Raw genomic sequence first — 18919 nt, forward strand, 5'->3', positions numbered from 1 at the left:
ATGTGTGAATCTACTGTATTAAGCGTTGCTAAAGGGTTAGGTGTGACGCTGGTGGTGGATTGATGGCATATGCGAGCGTTCTCTCACTGTCGGTTTTGGAGGGAGAACAGGTTGTCTGTCAGGAGAATGATCACCGCCATCCTGGTCCCACTTGCGCTGATCCTCGGTTCGGGTACGGCGGCGGTAGCCACGACCGCGAATACGACAGCGGAGAGGACCTATAACACCTGGGTCTGGAACGTTGCCGGCTGGACGGTGAATGACTCGTCAACAACGAACGGTTTGATCACGGTGATCACCGACTCGATCATTAACCGGGACGCGGACTTCGCCGCCCTCAATGAGGTGTGCTGGGGGCAGTACCAGGCTGTTATTCAAAGGCTGCGCGTGCTGGGCTGGGCGGAAGACGACAGCAACTTCGCCCGGTTTGAGACGTCCCACTCCACCGCCTGCGACGGTGGGGCCTTCGGAAACGCTATCTTCAGCAAGGCCCCACTCGGCGATGAATTGCGTTACACGCTGTCCTCGGACGGGTCATCCGAGGACAGGACGCTATTGTGTGCACCATTGTTGACTATGCAGAAAATGGCGTTCTGCACCACGCACATTACGCCATCTAATGCGATTATCGACGGTAAGAACATCAATGAGCAGCAGCTGGACGAGGTGCACGGCCTCATGGAGACCTTCGACGGGCTTGGGATGACCGTCATTCTCGCTGGCGATCTCAACAATGAGGCCAATGCCGCGCGATTGAACAAGTGGTACTCGTCCAGTGTGAACACGCGGTACAACTCCGCCAACTATGGCAGCTATCGGGAGCTGGATGACACGGACGCCCGTTGTGTCGGGTACGGCGAGATCACCTTCGGCAACGACGACGAAGGCCCGTGTGGGCTGGGCCGCAAAATTGACTTCATCTTCGTGCGAGAGAATCGTCTTGCCGGATCGTACGACGGTGACTCGCTCTCCATCTCCACCGCGTGCGGCGACAGCCCCTGTTCCGACCATCGGATCGTGATCGGCAGGGCCACGGTCGACGTGAACCTCTGACCCGGTCGGTCCGCCCCCTGCCACCGAGCTGAACCCGAGCGATCACGGGCAGCCCCGGCGTGTTGACGGCCCCGCTGAGGGACCGTTTCCCGACCGGGTCTGCCCGTGATCGACGTGCCGGAAGTCGGGGCGGGGTCGCCCCGCCCCTCGCTCAGCTGGTGCCGCTGGCGGCGGGGGTCTTCTTGCCCCCGGAGTTGGCCGAGGAGCCCGTGCTCTTCGAGGAGGTTGCGTCGCCCGCCGCGGAGCCGTTCGACGCCGATCCGCTCGACGTCGAGTCTTTCGAGGTCGAGTCCTTCGAGGTCGAGTCGCTCGACGAGCTGGAGTCGTTGCTCGCGGCGGCGGGCTTGCTGCCCGCGCCACCCGAGCCCGAGTTGGAGTCGGAGCGGGAGTCGGTGCGGTAGAACCCCGACCCCTTGAACACGATGCCGACCGAGTTGAACAGTTTCCGCAACCGCCCCGCGCAGGTCGGGCACTCGGTCAGTGGCTCGTCGGTGAAGGACTGCACCGCCTCGAGCTGGTGGCCGCACGCGGTGCAGGCGTACTGGTACGTGGGCACGTTCTCCTCCGGAACTGGCACTGTCGGTTGGCACTCAACGTATTCGAGTGCCAATGGTGCGCCATCGCCCCGGATTCGTCCAGCGGACGTGTGGGGCGCGACACCACCGCGGGTTCACCGCGGTACGGCACCGTCCAGCGTACGCAGGCCGTCCGCCGGGGTGACCACAGCGTGGACCGGCCGGTCATGCGGCTCCATCGGTAGGGTGTGCACCAGCTCACCGTCGTGCAGCGGCACCACGGTCAGGGTGGTCGCCGGGACCCGGGCGAGCGCCCGGTCGTACGAGCCGCCGCCCCGCCCCAGGCGCACCCCCCGACGGTCCACCGCCAGTGCCGGCAGCACCACCAGGTCGGCCGTCGCGACAGCCGACCGGCCCAGCGGCGGCGCGGTCGGTTGCCGCATCCCCCGCCCGGCGGCGGCCAGATCGTCGGGTCCGGTCCACGGGGCCCAGTCCAGGTCGAGGTCAGCCCGGAGCACCGGCAACAGCAGTTCGGCGCCCTCCGGCAGCGCGGCGTGCAGTACCGCCGGCAGCTCTGGGCCCCCGGGTTCGGTGGCGACCGGCACGTACGCGGTCACCCGGCGCGGGCGCAGTCGGCGGACCAGTGCGACCAGGTTGGCCTGGACCTGCCGGGCGGCGGCGGCCCGCTCGGCGTCGCCGAACTGCCGACGGTGGGCGAGCAGTCTGGTTCGCGCCGCAAACTTCGCATCGCGGGTCAGTTCCACCCGATCAGAAAAATCTGGCACGCAACACTCCTGACGCAGGGCTCATCCGGGAGTGACTCTGTGTCAGCATCGCAGGCATCGGCCGGCGAAGTCCCGGGGGGACCGAGTGACACTACGGGCACGCTTAACCGCAGCCTTCCTCACGGTGGTGCTCGGCCCGGTGCTGGTCGGGGCGTACCTCGTGGGGTCGGCTGTGCACAGTATCGATCGAAGTCGGTCCGCCGACCGGCTCGCGGTTGCCACGACCGCCGTCCGAACCGCGGTCAACGTGCTCTGCCAGCAGCTGCGGGCCGCCGCGGAGGTGGTGGCCCTCGCCGCCGACCGGGCGGTCGCTGTGGGGCAGGTGGTCGATCGGGGTCTCGCTGCCGCCGTCCGGGTTACCGATGGTGCGGGGCAGGTGCTTCATGCCACCGCGCCGCTGCCCGCCGCGCCCTGGCGGGACTGCGCGGCCCGTACCCCGGCCGAAGCTCCGCCCGGTGCGTTGGCCGTTCGGGTGAAACTGCGGGGCGGCGGCCCCGGGGCCACGCAGGGCGTGGTCACCGCGGTGCAGCCGATCAACCCTGCGTTCGTGGCGCGGCTGGCGGTGCTCACCGGGGCAGCGGTCACCCTGCTCGACGGCCCGGACCCGGCCAGCCGGGTCCCGCACACCACCGAGTCGGCGGGAGTACGCGAGGCAGTGCTCGGCGCTACCGGTGGATCGGACGGTGAACACGTGGTGGGCACCAGCGACGGTCGGTATGTGCGGCGGGTAGGTCCGTCCGACGGACAGCCACTGTCGCTGGTGATTTCCGTTCCGCGCGACCAGCCCGTCAGTCTGTACGTCGCTTTGGCTGCCGCCGTGCTGTTGACCGTGCTGTTGGTGGTCGTTGTCGCCGGGCGGCTGGCCCGGGCCACCAGCCGACCCCTCGTCGAACTGGCGGGGGCGGTGGACCGGGTGGCCCGGGGCGATCTGACCGCGCGGGTGCCGGTGCGCGGCCGGGACGAGGTCGGGCGGCTGGCCGGAGCGTTCAACCGGATGACCCGGGAGACCGGCACCTACGTCGCCGCGCTGACCAGCAGCCGGGACCAGCTGCGGGGACACCTGGAGGTACTGGGGGACACCCTGGCCAGTACCCATGACCTGCAGCGGATCCTGCGGGTCATTCTGCACAGCGCAATCGCGGCGACGGGCGCCCGAGCGGGGGCGGTACTCCTCGTCGATCCGGCTGGGTTGCTGGTCGCGCAGGCCACCGAGGGGCTCGAGGCGCCGGCCGGTGGGCCGGGGCCGATCCGAGTGCCGCTGGGCGACCTGGTGGGCGCGGTTACGGTCAGCGGAGAGGCGCGCCGCGGCCGGGTGGAGCCATCCGTGGCGCCGCCGGGGGAGCCCTCTTGCCGGACGTACATCGCGGTGCCCTTCGCCGCTCCGCGGGCTGACGGTGCTCCGCGGGCTGACGGTGCTCCGCGGGACGGCGGTGCTCCGCGGGACGGCGGCCCAGCCCCCCGACCGGACGGTGCGGCGCCAGCGACGTTCGGCGTGCTCGCCCTCTACGACCGGCTCGGCGGGGAGGAGTTCGACGACGACGACCTGGTCACGCTGCGCACCTTCGCCGGGCACGCCGCGGTGGCGGTGGACAACGTCCGGGTGCACGAGGAGACCCAGCGGCTGTCGCTGACCGATCCGCTCACCGGTCTCTGGAACTACCGCTACCTGCGGCAGTCGCTTCGCCGTGAGGTGGAACGGGCCACCCGGTTCGGCCGAATGCTCAGCGTTCTCGCCCTCGACCTGGACCGCTTCAAACACGTCAACGACACCCACGGACACGCGGCCGGGGACCGGGTGCTGGTCGAGTTCGCCCGACGGATCCGCGGCGAGATCCGTGAGGTCGACCTCGCCTTCCGACTGGGAGGAGAGGAGTTCGTGGTGCTGTTACCGGAGACCGACGCCACGGGTGCGGCCATCGTCGCGGAGCGGCTCGGTGCGGCGGTACGGGACAGCCCGATCGCCGTCGGCGGGTTGGCCGCCCCGACCCAGGTGCCGGTGACCGTCTCTATTGGTGTCGCCGTCCACCCCCACCACGGTGGCACCGGACAGGAGGTGCTCAACGCCGCTGATGAAGCCCTGTACGCGGCGAAAGCCAGCGGCCGAGACACCTGCCGGGTCGCCGGGGCGGAGGCGTCCGCGCCCGCGTCCGCGTCCGCGTCTGCGCCCGCGTCTGCGCCCGCGCCTGCGCCCGCGCCTGCGTCCGCGTCCGGGCCCGGGCTACCGGCGCCGGCCGGCCCGGCCGAGGGGACACTCCGAGCCGGGGCACGGCGCGAGCCGTCGGCGCAGCCCGGTGCCGCTGGGAACGGGTCGGAGACCGAGGCGGCGCCGGGGTCTGGGGCGGTCCCTGCCCGCGGCGCGACTTCCGGTCCTCACCCGCCACGGCAGAGCCGCGGCGGATAGTCTCGCGGCATGTCGGAGCACTCAGTAAACCCCTCATCGACGGCCACCGCGACCGGCGGCCCCCGTGCGGTCAAGGCGGTCATTCCGGCCGCCGGGCTCGCCACCCGCTTCCTGCCAGCCACCAAAGCGGTGCCCAAAGAGTTGCTCCCCGTGGTCGACCGGCCGGTGTTGCAGTACATCGTCGAGGAGGCCACCCAGGCCGGGATCACTGACGTCCTGCTGATCACCGGGCGAGGCAAGACCTCCATGGTCGATCACTTCGACCGCCGTCCCGACCTGGAAGAGCGGCTCGCTAAGAAGCCCGAGCTGCTGGCCGCGGTCAAACGGACCGAGGACCTGGCCGCGATCTACACCTGCCGGCAGCCGGATCAGCTCGGGCTCGGCCACGCCGTCGGCTACGCCGAGTCCCACGTCGGGGACCAGCCCTTCGCGGTGCTGCTCGGCGACGAGTTCGTGAAGCCGACCGAGCCGCTGCTGCCGGCCATGTTGGAGCTGCAGGCCCGTACGGGCGGGATCGTGCTGGCCTTCTTCGAGGTCGAACCCGACCAGACCTCCCGTTACGGCATCGCCTCGGTGGCTCCCGCCGAGGCGGAGTTCGCCGACATCGGTGACGTGGTCCGGGTGACGGGCATGGTGGAGAAGCCGAAGCCGGAGGAAGCCCCCAGCAATCTCGCCGTGTTGGGTCGCTACGTCCTTCCTGGCCGCATCTTCGACGCGATCCGCCGGACCGATCCGGGCAGCGGCGGCGAGATCCAGCTGACCGATGCGATGGAGCTCCTGCGCACCGAGGGGGTGCCGGTGCACGCCATCATCCACCGGGGCACCCGATACGACACGGGCATGCCGTTGGGCTATCTCCAGACCGTCGTGCAGATCGCCGCGGAACGCGACGACCTTGGCGCCGAGTTCCGTAAGTGGCTCGCCGACTTCGTCAACGCGGACTCCTCGGGTGGTCCACGTACATGACCGCGACGGCCGACGCCGAGGCGGCCGTGAACGAGTTGACGCCGCTCGCCGACTACCTGGGCAGTGTGCTGCGCAGGTTACGCGCACTGCCGCCACTCGACCTCGACCTCACCCAGGCGTACGGAAACGTCCTCGCCGAGGATGTCGTCGCGACCCACTCCGTCCCGGCCTTCGACCAGGCGGCCGTGGACGGGTACGCGGCGTGCTGGGAGGACATTGCGGCCGGTGGCCGGGGCATCGTGTCCGCACCGGCCCAGGCCGGCTCGCCCAGCGGGCGGGTCGTGCAGCTCAACGTCGTCGGTGACCTGGGCGCCGCTAGTTGGCGTCCGGTCCGCCTCACTCCGGGGACGTGCTTCTCGGTGGCCGCCGGGGCGCCGCTGCCGATCGGTGCGGACCTGGTGGTTCCGGTCGAGTGGACCGACCAGGGCATGGCCTCGGTGGAGATCTACCGGGTACCGAAGCGGGGGTACAGCGTCCGCAAGGCCGGCGAGGAACTCCCGGCCGGCACGTTGCTCGCCCGGGCCGGTACCTACGTCTCGCCAGCGCTGGTCGCGGTGCTCGCCGCTACCGGAATCGGGCATGTGGTGGTCCGGCCCAGCCCTCGCGTGGTGGTCGTGGCCACCGGTGACGAACTCGTCGAGGTGGGGCGGGGCAGCCAGCCCGGCCAGGTGGTGGACGTGAACTCGCACGCGTTGACCGCGGCGGCGGCTGAGGCCGGCGCTCTCGCGTACCGGGTGGGCATCTGCGACGACGACCCGGACGGGTTACGTGGCCTGCTGGAGGACCAGACCCTGCGGGCCGATCTGATCATCACCACCGGTGGTACCGGCACCGGGCCGGGCGACATGGTCCGGCGGATCCTCTCCCGTCGGGAGGGAAACCGGACCGGACCGGTGGCCTTCACCGAGGTGGCGCTCTACCCCGGCACCGCGCTCGGGTTCGGTACGGTCGGCCCGGAGGAGGTACCGGTGGTCTGCCTGCCCGGTGATCCAGGGGCGGCGCTGATCGGTTTCGAGGTACTGGCCCGACCGGTGATCAATATGTTGGCCGGGGCGGAGCCGGTCTTTCGCCCCGGTGTTCGGGGACATCTACTGGAGACCATCTCGTCGCCGGCCGGGTTGCGTGAGTTCCGACCGGCGCAGGTCGCGGAGCGGCGTGGTGGCGGCTACACCGTTCAGCCGTTGCGGGGCGGGCCACTGGCCCTTTCCGGGCTGGCCGAGGCGAATGGGTTGTTGGTGCTCGGTGAGCGGGTGACCACCGCCGCTGCGGGTTCCACCGTGGACGTTCTGCTGCTGGACCGACGTCGGTGAGGGTGCTTGCCCCGGCCAGCGCTGAGGGCGGAGGATCGGCCGGTGAGTCTTCTGGGACGACGTACGCCGGGGTGGCCCGCCGCGTTGGCGGACGGTCCGGTGTTGGTGCGGCCCTACCGGCGTTCGGACGCGATCGCCTGGTCTGAGGTGCGCCGCGTCAATGAGGCGTGGCTCGCTCCCTGGGAGGCGTCGCTCCCAGGTGCCTGGGCGGACCTGAACTCACCCGACGCCTTTCGTTGGCTGTATCGGGAGCAGCGCCGCTCGGCCCGGGTCGGCGAGAGCATGCCGTTTGTGGTCTGTCTCCGCGAGGGAGGACGGGAGCGCCTGGTCGGTCATCTGAATGTCGGCAGCATCGTGCGCCAGGCGTTCTGCTCGGGCTGTGTCGGCTACTGGGTGGATTCCCGCGTGGCCGGGCGAGGCATCATCCCTACCGCGCTCGCCCTGGCGGTGGACCACGCCTTCGGGCCGGGCGGGCTGCACCGGGTCGAGATCAGCATCCGCCCGGAGAATCAGCCGTCGCGTCGGGTGATGGAGAAGCTGGGCTTTCGCGAGGAGGCGTACCACGTGCGCTACATGCACATCGATGGCGCCTGGCGCGACCACATCGGTTACGCCCTGACCAGCGAGGACGTGGCGGCCGAGGGGGGTCTGCTGGCCCGTTGGTACCGGCTACGGGCAACGATCGGCTGAATGGGTCCCGGCCGGGACGATCGGCGCGGCGTGCCGGCATCCGGTGCCTCCGCCCGTAACCTCAGGTAACTGCAAGCTACGGCATTTGCAGTCAACCCGTAAGATCTTCGGCTCTAGGTCGAAACGTGAAAGATCGTCCGGCGTTGATCTGTGCTTGCCTGAAATTCGGTGAACGGGAGGGGTGCGGGTGCCGACCTCGGTGCTCCTCGCCGTCCTCGCCGCCGCCGGCCTGCTCGCCCTGGCGCCGGCCCTGGTCCGCCGGTACGACGCGACCGAGCGGCTGGTGGCGGAGCGGGCGAAGTCGACGGCGCGGGTGCTCCAGCGTCGTCGACGACGCCGCACTGTCCCAGGTCGCCGACCGATAAATCCGCCGCGTTCGCTTTCAGTCACGTTAAGTGAAAATGGGGGCTCCGGTGCCGGCGGTGCCGAATCGGCGCCAGGGTCCCGTCGGTCGGACCAGCTGCGCGCGGTTCCGGCCAACCCCAAACGGCAGCGCCGGCTCGGCGGGCGGCCCGGCGCCCACCCACGCCGGCTCCAGCGGCGTCGCCGCCAGGGCCCCCCAGTCATCTACCGGCGGCGGCGGGTGCTTGCCGCGCTGTTCCTGCTCAACGCCGTCGAGCTGGTCGGTGTGCTGTTCGTCGGCCCCGGATTCTGGATCAGCTTCGCGGTCACCGCCGCCCTGCTCCTGGCCTACGTCGCCCACCTGCGCTCCCGTGCCCTCGCCGACCAGCGCCGTCGACGCGCCCAGGCCCGCGAGGCGGCCTGGCTGGCCGCCCGTCAAGCCGAGGTACGGCGCGAGCAGGCGCGTCGGGCCGCGGCCCGACGCGAGGCACAGCGCCGCCTGGCGGCCCAACGGGAGTCGGTGCGCCGTACCGCGATGGGTCTGGACCGGCCGGCGGACCTGCCGGCCGCGGCGAACGGCGGGACCGTCTCCTACCGGCGGGCCGGCGGCCTCCGCGGGCGCCCGTACCAGTCCGGCCGCGGTGCCCACCCGGCCTGACCTCGGAGCGCCCGCCCGGCCGGAACCGGGCGTACCACCCGCTCGGTTCGCGGCGCCCCCTTCGCCACGTCGGGGGTAATTCGCCGGGTGGCCAGCGACCTGTTAGCCTTAGCGCCGGCCCGCTCGGTGAACGCCGAGTGGGACCTGCGCCGGTACACCGGCGGAGGGGCTGTGGCGCAGACCGGTAGCGCACCTCGTTCGCATCGAGGGGGTCAGGGGTTCAAATCCCCTCAGCTCCACCCATACCCTCAACGACCAGTGGAAACGCTGGTCGTTGATCATTTGGCACAGATCCGGCACAACTCAGCCCGGAAGCGCCATCCCAGAGCGTTTACCCGCAGCCGACCGAAGCGCCGTGCTGACGATGTTGCGGCGACGGTTCTTCTTCGGCCAGCCAACACGACACCGACCACACCGACACGGCCCCGATCTCCGCATAACATCAGACCGGATCACGCGATGGCCGTCTCTTACACCACCTCCCGGGCTGACTGCTGCTGGTCGTACACCACCTCGCCGGGGTGTCGTGGCGCATCCTCGTCCCCGACCTCGCGCAGGCGGCGGAGCAGGCCGGTCGTGGCCGGCAGGTGACGCTCGACCCGGTCGTCACGTCGTTGCGCGGCTGGGCACGGCGGCTGGCGGAGCTGGCCGTGGCACCGGACCGCGAGGTCGAGTCGTCGTACTGGCAGCGGACGCTGGGGCGGGCGGGGCCGAGTCCGACGTGGCGGCTCTGGCCCGGTACTGGCCCGGTACTGGGTCCGAGGCGCTGGGCGCCTACGTCGCGTACGCGCGGCAGCCGGACGCGGGTCACCTCACCCCGTTCGACGTGGCGCTCGACTCCATCAGCCAGAGCGAGATCGACGACTTCGAGAACGAGTTCCAGGGCCTCGCCGAGGGCTGAGCCACCCGGCGCACTATGTCGAAAGTCGTGGTGCGGCTCTGTCGAACGAGCGAGGAGACCCGCCACCACGGCTTTGTAGCGTTTAGCCATGAAGAACAAATCGGGGGAGAATCGACGGTGATCACACTTCGGGAGGTGACCAAGCGGTACGAGTCAACCGTCGCGGTCGACCGGCTGAACCTCGAGATCCCGCCGGGACAGGTGACCGGCTTCCTGGGTCCCAACGGCGCGGGCAAGTCCACGACGATGCGCATGATCATGGGGCTGGACCGGCCGAGTTCCGGCAAGGTCCTGATCAACGGACAGCCGTACGCCTCGATCAAGAACCCGCTACGCCAGGTCGGCGCGCTGCTCGAGGCGAAGGCGCTGCACCCGGGCCGCAGCGCGTACAACCACCTGCTCGCGATGGCCCGCAGCAACGGCATCCCGCGCAGGCGGGTGGGTGCGGTTTTGGAGATCGTCGGCCTGGAGAAGGTCGCGAAGAAGCGGGCCGGTTCGTTCTCGCTCGGCATGGGCCAGCGCCTCGGCATCGCCAGCGCTCTGTTAGGGGATCCCCAGGTGCTGTTGTTCGACGAGCCGGTCAACGGCCTCGACCCGGACGGTGTCCGATGGGTACGGGAGCTGATGCGTTCGCTGGCCGCCGAGGGCCGCACGGTCTTCGTCTCCAGCCACCTGATGAGCGAGATGCAGCTGACCGCGGACCGCCTGGTCGTCATCGGCAGGGGCAAGCTACTGGCCGACGCCGCCATCGAGGACGTCATCGCCCGCAGCTCGCTGACCGCGATACGCGTCCGTACGCCCGACAGCACCGGTCTCGCCGAGCTGCTCACCCAGCTCGGGAACCGTGCGAGCCAGGTGCAGCGCCACGGTGACAACGAGGCCCTGGTCTCCGGGATGTCCGTCGAGCAGATCGGCGACTTGGCCTTCGAGCTCCGCGTACGCCTGCACGAGTTGCGGGTCGTCGAGGCCTCGCTGGAGGAGGCCTACATGGAGATGACCGCCGCCAGCGTCGAGTACAAGTCGCCGAAGCCGCCGGCCGAGCCGGCGCCGCAGCAGAAATTCGAGGTCTGAGTCATGTCCCCTGCGACCATGAGGGACACCGCGCGCGGGGGCGCCTACATCCCCGCCGACACCTCCGGTGACGGCCCGGGCGGAACGGTCGGCGCACTCTTCGCCGAGTGGACGAAGCTGTGGTCCGTGCGCGCCACCTGGTGGTGCCTCGCCGGATCGTTCGCGCTGATGGGGGTCTTCGCGCCGGCCCTGGGCGGTAGCATCGCCAACGGTTACCGCGACGACGGCGTCCACACCAAGCTGCCCATCGCGGAGAGCCCCGCGATGGCCCTCAACCTGGTGCAGTTTGCGGTCGTCGCGTTGGCGATGCTGGTGATCACTACCGAGTACTCCACTGGCAGCATCCGGACGACTTTGCAGTGCGTCCCGGTGCGCGGTCGGATGCTGTTCGCAAAGTCGGTGGTCATCTTCCCGATCATGTTCGTCGTCGGTACGGCGCTGGCCGCGCTCGGCGCGGCGGCGACCACGCCGCTGTTGTTCGAATACGGCGACACCGACCTCGGCAAGGCGGTGCCGACAGTTCTGTTCGCGGGTGTCTACGTCGCACTGATCAGCGTCTTCGCGATCGGCGTCGGTGCTGCGGTACGCAGCGCGGTGGGAACTCTCACCACAGTTTTTATGATCCTCGCCGGTCTGCCGGGCGCCCTCGTGATCTCCAGCAACGAGCTCGCGCAGGAGATCTCGGACTACCTGCCGTCCATAGCGGCCCAGCACCTGATGGTCGGCGACATGGAACCCTACAGCCGACCGGTCGCGCTGATTGTGCTTCTGGCCTGGGTCGTCGCTGCCCAGCTCGTCGGCTACCTGGTCCTGCGCAGACGGGACGCCTGATCCAGATGACGGCGTCCGGTTCCCCGTGCCGGACGTCGCCATTTTGAGCCCGCACCCGGAAGTGGATGCGGTAGCCGTCGGGGTGGGGGACGCCGTGTCGTGGAGTCGACGATCACTGTTGGCTCACGATGGTCGGAGTGTCTTCGGCACAGGCGATGGCTTCGATCTCGACGCGCAGGTCAGGCGTGGCCAGACCGGCGACGGTCATGACGGTCATGCAGGGCCGCAGGTCGTTCAGCCATGCGCTCAGTCGCTTCCTCCGACGGTGCAGGTCGATCTCGCCGACGAGGTAGATCGTCAGCTTGACCACGTCCTCCGGACGCATGCCGGCAGCCGCCAGGTTGGCCGCTACGTTCTCCAACGCCAGGCCGAACTGCTCGATCGGATCGTCGGGAAGCTCACCGGCGGGCGTCATCCCCACCTGGCCGGAGAGCACGAGCCACCTGACCGACCCCGTGATCTCCGCCTGATGGGAGTAGGCGGCGAGCGGCGCTGCGATCTGCGGGGGGTTGCGGAAGGTTTTCACGGTGCTCCATCTCAGATAGGCGGGTGCTGCCGGTCGCGTTCGGTGCATTTCTTGACCTCGGCGGTGGACATCGGTGTGCTCGAACCACCGGACGTCGGTGAGGTGACCCTGCTCGGTGGAAACCTCCGCGTAGGCGGGAAATTCGGTGTAGTTGAACAGCGCGGCGTAGCGAAGCTCACCGGCCGTCGCCTCTTCGAGGTACCTCGCGACAAAGTCGATGCCACGGCCTGGATCGTCGGCCTGCTTGCGCTTTTCGATTCGAGACCGCCCATGTCGCGACGGGGATCCGTGAGGACTGGCCGGAAAACGAAGGGGGCTATCCGACGAAAGTCGGATAGCCCCGGGCACTACCGGCTAACGGGTAATGTCGGCACCCTGCCGCGCGCCGGTCAGGGCGGCTTCCTCGGCTTCCAGCACTGCCGTCGCCGGCTCGTCGTGTCCTTCCCCGATTCCGGCGGCCTCGGCCTCGGCGGCGAGGGAGCTGTCGTAGTGCGCGTACGACCTGGTCGACAGCCAGAGTTTGAAGATGAGCGCGAACTCGAACAGCAGCAGCAGCGCCCCGGCCACTACGGACACAACGAGCACGGCCCCGGTGATTGGGCCGATGATGAAGACGGCCATCTGAAACTCGATGCCGCTGAATATGTGGGCCCGTACTCGGGAGCGGATGAGAAGGTCGCGGAGGCGGGTGAAGCCGGTGAAGCGCGACCGGAATTCCCGCTCCATCACCAGCTCAGGGCGTTGCATCACGGCGGCCACGCTGGGCTCGAGGCCTTCCAGGTCGGCCTCTTCGTAGTCCGGCGTGGTGACGCTCGTCTGCTCTGGCGAGGCATTGATCCGCTTGCGCAGAGTCCGGCGCATCTTGCGCTTGACCTTCGACAACTGCAGGGCGTTGAGGTAACGGAACATGTCGAGGAAGACGATCGCGCCACCGACGACCAGGAATGTTACGTCGCCGGTTCGGGCGTACTGCCCGCCCATCAGCGCGATGGTGCAGATCAGAACGCGGACGCGGTCAAGGATGTAGTCCAGCCAGGCCCCGAACAGGCTGCCGGTGCCGTTGAGGCGGGCCACCTTGCCATCCATGCAGTCGACGACGAAGCTCAGGTGGAAGATCACCGCCCCCACGATCAGCCACCCCGGTGTCGCTGGGACGAAGGCCGCTGCGGCGCCGATCCCGAGCAGGAGCGCGGCGACGGAGAGTCGGTTGGGGGTCACCCAGGGATAGCGGGCGACGAGCCAGACCAGTCTTGATGCGAGTGGATCTACAAGGAAGATGGTCCACCAAGAATCACGTGCCTTGTAGGTCCTTGCCTGTACGTCCGCAACAGTCATGCCGCTAGTCATCGTTCCGCCTCCGCACCGAGCCCAAATCCGGCAAGAGGTTACCTCAAGTTCGCTTCGCGGTTGAAGTCACGTCAACTACCGTTGGTTTGCGCGTATCTTAGGGGACATCTTGGTCTATTGCAATCTTTCACTTTCGGATTCTGTCGAGGTGAAGACAGTCGGGCGGCGGACGGCCTGGCGCGGTGGCGCGGCTGAACCTATCCCTGTTTCGGGCAGTTTCCCCCGCGATCGGGGGCTTGGAGTCCTCAGGAGGAGGGGTAAGGGCGCCAGTTCTCGGATGCTGGCGACGGGGGTCGGAAGCAGCCCCTTGCCTGGTCGAAACACCGATGCCGCAGCCGTGTCCGACAAGTGCCGCCTGCGCACCCCGCAGTGTCGGCAGGGTGCTGGCTGGCAGTGGGACGACGGGAGTGTGGCCCAGCAAGACAGAGCGCAATGGAGTGTTTACCCAGGTGCAGGACGTGAAGGATGGCCGGGAAAACGAGCCCTATTCAAGGGCGGTGACCATGGCTGCGGGCAAGGCCGCTGTCATAAACTGATTTTGATCATCACGTGCCCACTCCGGACATTTGGGTGAAGGGTCGGCTAGATGATCATCACTGGGTCAGCCTCCGGAAACTGGTGCTCGGCCCCAGAAGTTGAACAGTAGTTCGCCGACGGTGGCCGGTTTTCAGTAGTTGATCTGACGGTGTTCGTGTCGGTTGAGGGCGTTCAGGTCGACCTTCGAGAGCTGGGTTTGTAGTTGCTTGGTGCCCAGTTGTGCCCCTCGGCGGGTGAGGGGCTGTGGGCGGCTTGGGTGACGCACGACGTGCTGCCGGTCGTTCGCACGGGTATCGGCGTCGCGGTCACTTGGCGAAACCGGTATTTTCCCAGGGTGAAGATCGTGACTCGCATCGATCGGCCCGAGCTGCACGAGGTGGCGGCCGCCACGTTCCGAGAACGCTGGCCAGAGTTTGTTCTCCACGACGACGTCTCGAAGCGGTACATGAGCCGGGTCGAGGACTATTTCGCGCGATACGACGTCATGGTGCTGGATGGGGGCCGGGTGGTCGCCGGTGGGTGGGGAGTGCCGATAGCTTGGGATGGCACCCTCGGTGACCTGCCGTCCGGCTACGACGAGGCGTTGGTGCGGGCGGTGGAAGGCCGCGAAGCTGGGGTCGAGCCCACGAGCCTGAGCTTCATGGCGGTCGCCGTCGGCTCATCGCATGACAAGCGCGGCCTGGCCGGAGTCGTGCTCGAGGAGTTGGCGCGACGGGCGCACAGCGACGGCCTCGCACATGTGGTCGCTCCACTCCGACCGACGTGGAAGCACCGGTACCCGATGGTGTCGATGGCCGAGTACGTCGGGTGGACCCGTCCGGACGGGCTCTCTATCGATCCGTGGATCCGCACCCACCAACGCATGGGCGCCCGAGTGCTGGGTCCAGCCCGGAGGTCGATGGTCATTGAAGGAAGCGTCGCTGACTGGGAGAGCTGGGCGGACATGGTGTTTCCGGTGACCCGGGAGTATGTGGTACCCGGTGCACTCAACCTCGTGCTGATCGATCGGGAACGGGACCGCGGACTGTATGTCGAAGAAAACCTGTGGGTTCAGCACAGCTGAACTCGGCACCCCAGCCGCCGGGACCGCCGCATGCTCGTACCGACCGGCGAGGGCGCGGCCGCACGTATCGCTGCCGAACAGCCTGTGGTAGGACGGCGCAGTGACGATGATGCAGCAACGGCGCGACTATTTCGATGCCCTGGACTGGGTGGCGCACCTGGCGACGGAGGTACCGAGTCAGTGTCTGGGGCTGCCCACGCCCTGCGACGATTTCGATGTCCGCAGCCTGCTTGGCCACCTCATCGGCACCGCGCGCCGGGGACTAGCCACCGCCCAGGGCAACCCGACGCGGGGCATCCCGCATGTGGTCACCGACGTCCCGGACGCGGAACTCGCCGCCGCGTACGCACAGCTGGCAGTCTCCCTCCAGGAAAGCTGGTCGCTGCTGACCGCTGCTGACGAGGTCGTCGCCCCCTGGGGCCCGGGCACGGCCGTCGCGGCGGCACGAGGCTTCACCGTCGAGACGATCACGCATGGTTGGGACCTCGCAGTCGCCGTCGGCCAGCCCAGTGAGGCTCCAAACGGCATCGCGGAACGCTGCCTGTCCTACGCGGCCACGGTCATCCCGGACCGGCTTCGCGGAAGCATGTATGACGCGCCCGTTGTCGGGGTGTCAACCTCGTCCCCGACCGAGAAACTCGCCCACCTTCTCGGTCACCGGAGAGCCCGGCGATGAGGCGTACGGCGGTCGAGGCCTCGTGAGGTCCAGGCAAACTCCAGCGCCGGTCAGTAAGCGCCGGTCGACCCGTCGGTCAGCTCGCGAAGGATGTCGGCGTGGCCCGCGTGTCGGGCCGTTTCTTGGATCACGTGCACCAGGATCCAGCGGAGCGAGACCTCGCCGAGCTGTGGCTGTGGCACCACATGGTCGAGGTCGAACCGGGCGGCAACCGCTCGGGACCGGGCGCACTCTGCCTCGTAGGCCGACGCGAGCTGCTCGACGGTGTCCTCGTCGGTCAGGGTGAAGCTGGCCAGTGCGTTCTCCGCGGTGGCCTGGACGACCTCACCACCACTGGGGTCGAGTAGGGCCGAGAACCAGTTCCGCTCCACGAGGGTGAGGTGTTTGACCAGGCCGCCAACTGTGGTGGAGGACGGCACCAAGCGGCGGGCGGCATCGGTTTCGGAGAGCCCACGCAGCTTACGCAGCACCACGCTGCGGTGGAAGTCGAGGAAGGATTCGAGCACCGCGCGTTCACTGCCCGTGCGTGCCTGTATCAGACCAACGGTGGGATCGGCGTTCCTCGTAACCATGCCGGGACCTTAGCCGACTGTTGGTGCCTTCACATCCCGAGTTTTCGCGAGCCCCTTCGACCGGGAGGCGGAAAGCGGTCAGGGGCGGGTCTCGGTTGCTGGAGTACCCGCCCCTGACCGGTTGGCTGAGCGCGTTGGCCCGGGAGGTCTTCGCCGTCGGGCTGCCGGCGGTGGCTCCGCCAGAAGCACAGTAGACCGCAGCCCGGTCTGGTCAGGCGATGAAGTCTCGGACCTTGGTGTAGTTACTAGCGTCATCGTTCATGTCGGTGTGTCCCTTGCAGCCCACGGAGGTGTTCACCGCGCCGTCGAGCTTTGCCGAACTGTCGGGGTTGATCAGTGCGTCACACGTAGACCACAGGGCGGCGTAGTTTACGTTTCCCGGGGTTTCGTCACCGGAGTTCAGCGAGTCGAGGAAGCTGCTGCCTCGAATCATTTCCCGGCACGAGGTGTAGAAGAAGCAGAACAAGGAGACGTCGGTTCCGTGGTTCACCCCGGCCACGGAGACGAAGTCGTCCACGGTGGCGGTCCCGCCGCCGTTCTTCAGGTACCAGCGGGAGCTCAGCGCTCCCATCGAGTGGGCGACGATATCAACCTTCGTGGCGCCGCTCGCGTCGAGCACCTCCTGCACCTTGTCGATGAGCTGCGAGCCGGTGGTCGCGTTGGATTGTTTCCAGTCGTAGGACCAGTTGTACAGCTCGGAGTCCTGGTAGCCGTCCGCCTTGAACTTGTTGATCCAGGTGTTCCAGGTGCTGGCGGAGCTACTTAGGCCATGGACGAAGAGGACGGGATTGCGGACTGCGGCCTGCGCGGCCGACGGTGCGACCAGTGCCGCCGTCGCCACCAGGGCGGCGGCGACAGCGGTGCGGACGAAGCGTCTCATGGGGTCTCTTTCGATCCAGGCGGCCCAGAGTTCGGACCTGGCGGTGGTGGGTGGGAGAGAAACCAGTGACGAACGTCAATGTGACATTGGGGGATCGGGGGTGCTAGTGGTGTTATGTTTCGATCCGGTAACATCGATTACCGTCCGGCGATGTTGCTGGTCAGGCTAGAGGCGAATGCTCCTCGCGTAGCTTCGCCGACCCGGCGCCGACCGACCAGCCGGCAACCCACTCGCTGGATGTGGTCGGCTTGGTCCGGTCCGCTAGGTGGTACCAGTCCATCCGGCACGAGGCTTGGGTAACCTCCAACACGCCGTAGCCGTGTCCGTCCAGTTCAGTCCAGCGCACGTGTGGATTCGTCGCGCGGATCAGGCTCGCGCCGAGCTTGCTGATGGCGTTGTCGGGCGGTAGTCGCAGGAAGTCGTCCACGTTGTCGGTGGTCACCGATGGCACCACGAATTCGGCGGCGGCCGGCGACCAGGGGCCGGTGGCTTTCGTCGTCAGTTCGTTGGCCCACGAGGTGTGGATATCTCCGGTGAGGAAGACGACGTCACGGGTGTCGGTGGCGCGGAGGTGGTCGACCAACTCGTTGCGGTCGGCGTTGTAGCCGTCCCACTGGTCGGCGTTGAGCACCACACCGTTCTGTGGCACGCCCAGCAGCTCGCCGAGCGGGCCGAGCAGCCAGGCGGGCAACGTGCCGACATCGAGGCGAGAGATCATCACCGAGCTACCGACCAGCTTCCATCGCGCGTCGGAGGCGGCCAAGCCGCTCTTCAGCCAGGTCATCTGGTCTTCACCGGTGATGGTCCGGTCGGCGTCGTCGACCTCGCCCCATTCCTGCTCCGACCGGTACGTCCGCAGGTCCAGCATGGAGAGGTCGGCCAGCCGTCCGAAGCGGAGTCGGCGGTAGATGGCGCCATCCACCCCCGCGCGTACGGGCATCCATTCCAGGTACGCCTGCCGCGCCGCGGCCAGCCGGGCCGCGTAGTCACCCTCCTCGCCCGGGGTGTGGTTCTCCGCGCCCCCGGACCATGAGTTGTTGGCGACCTCGTGGTCGTCCCAGGTGATCGCCCACGGCAGCGCGGCGTGCAGGGCCTGCAGGTCTGGGTCGGTCTTGTAGGTGGCGTGCCGGATGCGGTAGTCGGCCAGGGTGAGTATCTCGTGCGGTGGGCTGACCGGGCGGATGACCTGGCCTCCGGTGCCGAGCTCTCCGGTGCCGTACTCGTAGAGGTAGTCGCCGAGGTGCACGACGAGGTTCAGGTCGCCCCGCTCGGCCAGGTACCGGTAGGCCGCGAAGTAGCCGCCCTCCCAGTTCGAGCAGGAGACCACGCCCAGCCGCAGGCGATCGATCTCGGCGTCCAGGTCCGGCGCCGTCATCGTTCGCCCGGTCGGAGACCAGCCGCCGTCGTAGCCGAAGCGGTACCAGTACGTGGTGGCCGGCTCGAGCCCGGTTGCCTCGACGCGAACGGTGTGGTCCCGCGCGGGCCCGGTGAGGATCGTCCCCTGTGCCAGCAGTGTGGTGAAGTCCGGGTCGGCGGAGATCTGCCAGGACACCTGTGCCTCGGGGCCGAGCCCGGAGCCGGGTTGGGCCTCCTCGGTCGGGGTCAGGCGGGTCCAGAGTAGGACTCCGTTGGGCAGGGGGTCGCCGGAGGCGACGCCGTGCCGGAAGGCGCCACTAGCAGCCTGGGCGGGGTTGCCGCGGGCGACGGTGGCGCTGGCGAGTGCGGCGGTGCCAGCGGATGCACCGGCCACGCGGAGTAAGGTCCGGCGATCAATTCCATTCAACATGGACTATGT

Annotated in this window: 18 protein-coding genes, 1 tRNA gene and 1 pseudogene; 13 read left to right on the forward strand and 7 right to left on the reverse strand. The window is 68.4% G+C overall.

Annotation, left to right across the window (positions count from 1 at the left end; genetic code table 11):
• Positions 1–126: 126 nt before the first annotated feature.
• A complete protein-coding gene (locus tag SALPAC2_RS0120280) occupies positions 127–1053 on the forward strand; it encodes an endonuclease/exonuclease/phosphatase family protein (RefSeq protein WP_018218457.1) in 927 nt (308 codons plus the stop codon).
• 158 nt (positions 1054–1211) lie between these two features.
• Positions 1212–1454 (forward strand): hypothetical protein, encoded by a 243-nt coding sequence (locus SALPAC2_RS28060; RefSeq protein ID WP_018218458.1) that lies wholly within the window; start codon positions 1212–1214, stop codon positions 1452–1454.
• Between the two features lie 14 nt (positions 1455–1468).
• Here SALPAC2_RS28060 and SALPAC2_RS28065 read toward each other — a convergent pair.
• Positions 1469–1630: pseudogene (locus SALPAC2_RS28065) on the reverse strand (FmdB family zinc ribbon protein); the annotation flags it as partial.
• Positions 1631–1723: 93 nt separating this feature from the next.
• Entirely contained in the window at positions 1724–2353 is a 630-nt protein-coding gene (locus SALPAC2_RS0120290; protein WP_033661902.1) for a 5-formyltetrahydrofolate cyclo-ligase, read from the reverse strand.
• A gap of 124 nt (positions 2354–2477) precedes the next feature.
• Here SALPAC2_RS0120290 and SALPAC2_RS0120295 point away from each other — a divergent pair, with 124 nt between their 5' ends.
• The 9 genes from SALPAC2_RS0120295 (at position 2478) to SALPAC2_RS0120335 (ending at position 11523) form a co-directional block, all read left to right on the forward strand.
• Positions 2478–4754, forward strand: a complete 2277-nt coding sequence (locus tag SALPAC2_RS0120295; protein WP_033661901.1) for a GGDEF domain-containing protein — start codon at positions 2478–2480, stop codon at positions 4752–4754.
• A 9-nt stretch (positions 4755–4763) separates the two neighbouring features.
• Positions 4764–5720: a UTP--glucose-1-phosphate uridylyltransferase gene (locus SALPAC2_RS0120300; RefSeq protein WP_018218461.1), complete on the forward strand. Its 957-nt coding sequence runs from the start codon at positions 4764–4766 to the stop codon at positions 5718–5720.
• Positions 5717–7030, forward strand: a complete 1314-nt coding sequence (locus tag SALPAC2_RS0120305) for a molybdopterin molybdotransferase MoeA (RefSeq protein WP_018218462.1) — start codon at positions 5717–5719, stop codon at positions 7028–7030. The genes SALPAC2_RS0120300 and SALPAC2_RS0120305 overlap by 4 nt, the downstream gene beginning before the upstream one ends.
• 42 nt (positions 7031–7072) lie before the next feature.
• A complete protein-coding gene (locus tag SALPAC2_RS0120310) occupies positions 7073–7720 on the forward strand; it encodes a GNAT family N-acetyltransferase (RefSeq protein ID WP_026184945.1) in 648 nt (215 codons plus the stop codon).
• Between the two features lie 181 nt (positions 7721–7901).
• Positions 7902–8720, forward strand: coding sequence for a divisome protein SepX/GlpR (gene sepX / locus SALPAC2_RS0120315; RefSeq protein ID WP_018218464.1), 819 nt, complete (start codon positions 7902–7904; stop codon positions 8718–8720).
• 165 nt (positions 8721–8885) lie between these two features.
• Positions 8886–8959: transfer RNA gene (locus SALPAC2_RS0120320), tRNA-Ala, on the forward strand.
• Between the two features lie 482 nt (positions 8960–9441).
• The gene (locus SALPAC2_RS27390; protein ID WP_018218465.1) at positions 9442–9621 is read left to right on the forward strand and encodes a hypothetical protein; all 180 of its coding nucleotides are present in this window, start codon (positions 9442–9444) and stop codon (positions 9619–9621) included.
• A gap of 117 nt (positions 9622–9738) precedes the next feature.
• Positions 9739–10692, forward strand: coding sequence for an ABC transporter ATP-binding protein (locus tag SALPAC2_RS0120330; RefSeq protein WP_018218466.1), 954 nt, complete (start codon positions 9739–9741; stop codon positions 10690–10692).
• Positions 10693–10710: 18 nt separating this feature from the next.
• Entirely contained in the window at positions 10711–11523 is an 813-nt protein-coding gene (locus tag SALPAC2_RS0120335; protein WP_018218467.1) for an ABC-2 transporter permease, read from the forward strand.
• A gap of 112 nt (positions 11524–11635) precedes the next feature.
• Here SALPAC2_RS0120335 and SALPAC2_RS0120340 read toward each other — a convergent pair whose 3' ends face one another.
• Positions 11636–12049 carry a RidA family protein gene (locus SALPAC2_RS0120340; RefSeq protein WP_018218468.1) on the reverse strand — a complete coding sequence of 138 codons (414 nt, stop codon included), beginning with the start codon at positions 12047–12049 and terminating at the stop codon, positions 11636–11638.
• Between the two features lie 354 nt (positions 12050–12403).
• Entirely contained in the window at positions 12404–13384 is a 981-nt protein-coding gene (locus SALPAC2_RS0120345) for a CDP-alcohol phosphatidyltransferase family protein (RefSeq protein ID WP_026184947.1), read from the reverse strand.
• Between the two features lie 892 nt (positions 13385–14276).
• On the opposite strand from SALPAC2_RS0120345, the gene SALPAC2_RS0120355 reads away from it, so the two are divergent.
• Together SALPAC2_RS0120355 and SALPAC2_RS0120360 are read left to right on the forward strand one after the other, a co-directional pair.
• On the forward strand, positions 14277–14996 hold the full coding sequence (locus SALPAC2_RS0120355; protein WP_223874101.1) for a hypothetical protein: 720 nt from the start codon (positions 14277–14279) through the stop codon (positions 14994–14996).
• Positions 14997–15102: 106 nt separating this feature from the next.
• Positions 15103–15672: a TIGR03086 family metal-binding protein gene (locus SALPAC2_RS0120360; protein ID WP_033661909.1), complete on the forward strand. Its 570-nt coding sequence runs from the start codon at positions 15103–15105 to the stop codon at positions 15670–15672.
• A gap of 50 nt (positions 15673–15722) precedes the next feature.
• Here the strand turns inward: SALPAC2_RS0120360 and SALPAC2_RS0120365 are convergent, their stop codons facing one another.
• From SALPAC2_RS0120365 to SALPAC2_RS0120380, 3 genes are all read right to left on the reverse strand, one after another.
• Positions 15723–16208 carry a DinB family protein gene (locus SALPAC2_RS0120365; protein WP_026184949.1) on the reverse strand — a complete coding sequence of 162 codons (486 nt, stop codon included), beginning with the start codon at positions 16206–16208 and terminating at the stop codon, positions 15723–15725.
• A gap of 247 nt (positions 16209–16455) precedes the next feature.
• On the reverse strand, positions 16456–17124 hold the full coding sequence (locus SALPAC2_RS0120375) for an esterase/lipase family protein (RefSeq protein ID WP_018218474.1): 669 nt from the start codon (positions 17122–17124) through the stop codon (positions 16456–16458).
• A gap of 160 nt (positions 17125–17284) precedes the next feature.
• A complete protein-coding gene (locus SALPAC2_RS0120380) occupies positions 17285–18910 on the reverse strand; it encodes an alkaline phosphatase D family protein (protein ID WP_026184950.1) in 1626 nt (541 codons plus the stop codon).
• Between the last annotated feature and the right edge of the window lie 9 nt (positions 18911–18919).

Source organism: Salinispora vitiensis, from assembly GCF_000378825.1.
Taxonomy (GTDB): domain Bacteria; phylum Actinomycetota; class Actinomycetes; order Mycobacteriales; family Micromonosporaceae; genus Micromonospora; species Micromonospora vitiensis.

Bases quoted from the DNA above. Each gene is read 5' to 3' on its own strand.
- SALPAC2_RS0120345 (WP_026184947.1), bottom strand. From the start codon at position 13,384: ATGACTGTTGCGGACGTACAGGCAAGGACCTACAAGGCACGTGATTCT.
- SALPAC2_RS0120360 (WP_033661909.1), top strand. From the start codon at position 15,103: ATGATGCAGCAACGGCGCGACTATTTCGATGCCCTGGACTGGGTGGCG.
- SALPAC2_RS0120305 (WP_018218462.1), top strand. From the start codon at position 5,717: ATGACCGCGACGGCCGACGCCGAGGCGGCCGTGAACGAGTTGACGCCG.
- SALPAC2_RS0120335 (WP_018218467.1), top strand. From the start codon at position 10,711: ATGAGGGACACCGCGCGCGGGGGCGCCTACATCCCCGCCGACACCTCC.
- SALPAC2_RS0120380 (WP_026184950.1), bottom strand. From the start codon at position 18,910: ATGTTGAATGGAATTGATCGCCGGACCTTACTCCGCGTGGCCGGTGCA.
- SALPAC2_RS0120375 (WP_018218474.1), bottom strand. From the start codon at position 17,124: ATGAGACGCTTCGTCCGCACCGCTGTCGCCGCCGCCCTGGTGGCGACG.
- SALPAC2_RS0120300 (WP_018218461.1), top strand. From the start codon at position 4,764: ATGTCGGAGCACTCAGTAAACCCCTCATCGACGGCCACCGCGACCGGC.
- SALPAC2_RS0120280 (WP_018218457.1), top strand. From the start codon at position 127: ATGATCACCGCCATCCTGGTCCCACTTGCGCTGATCCTCGGTTCGGGT.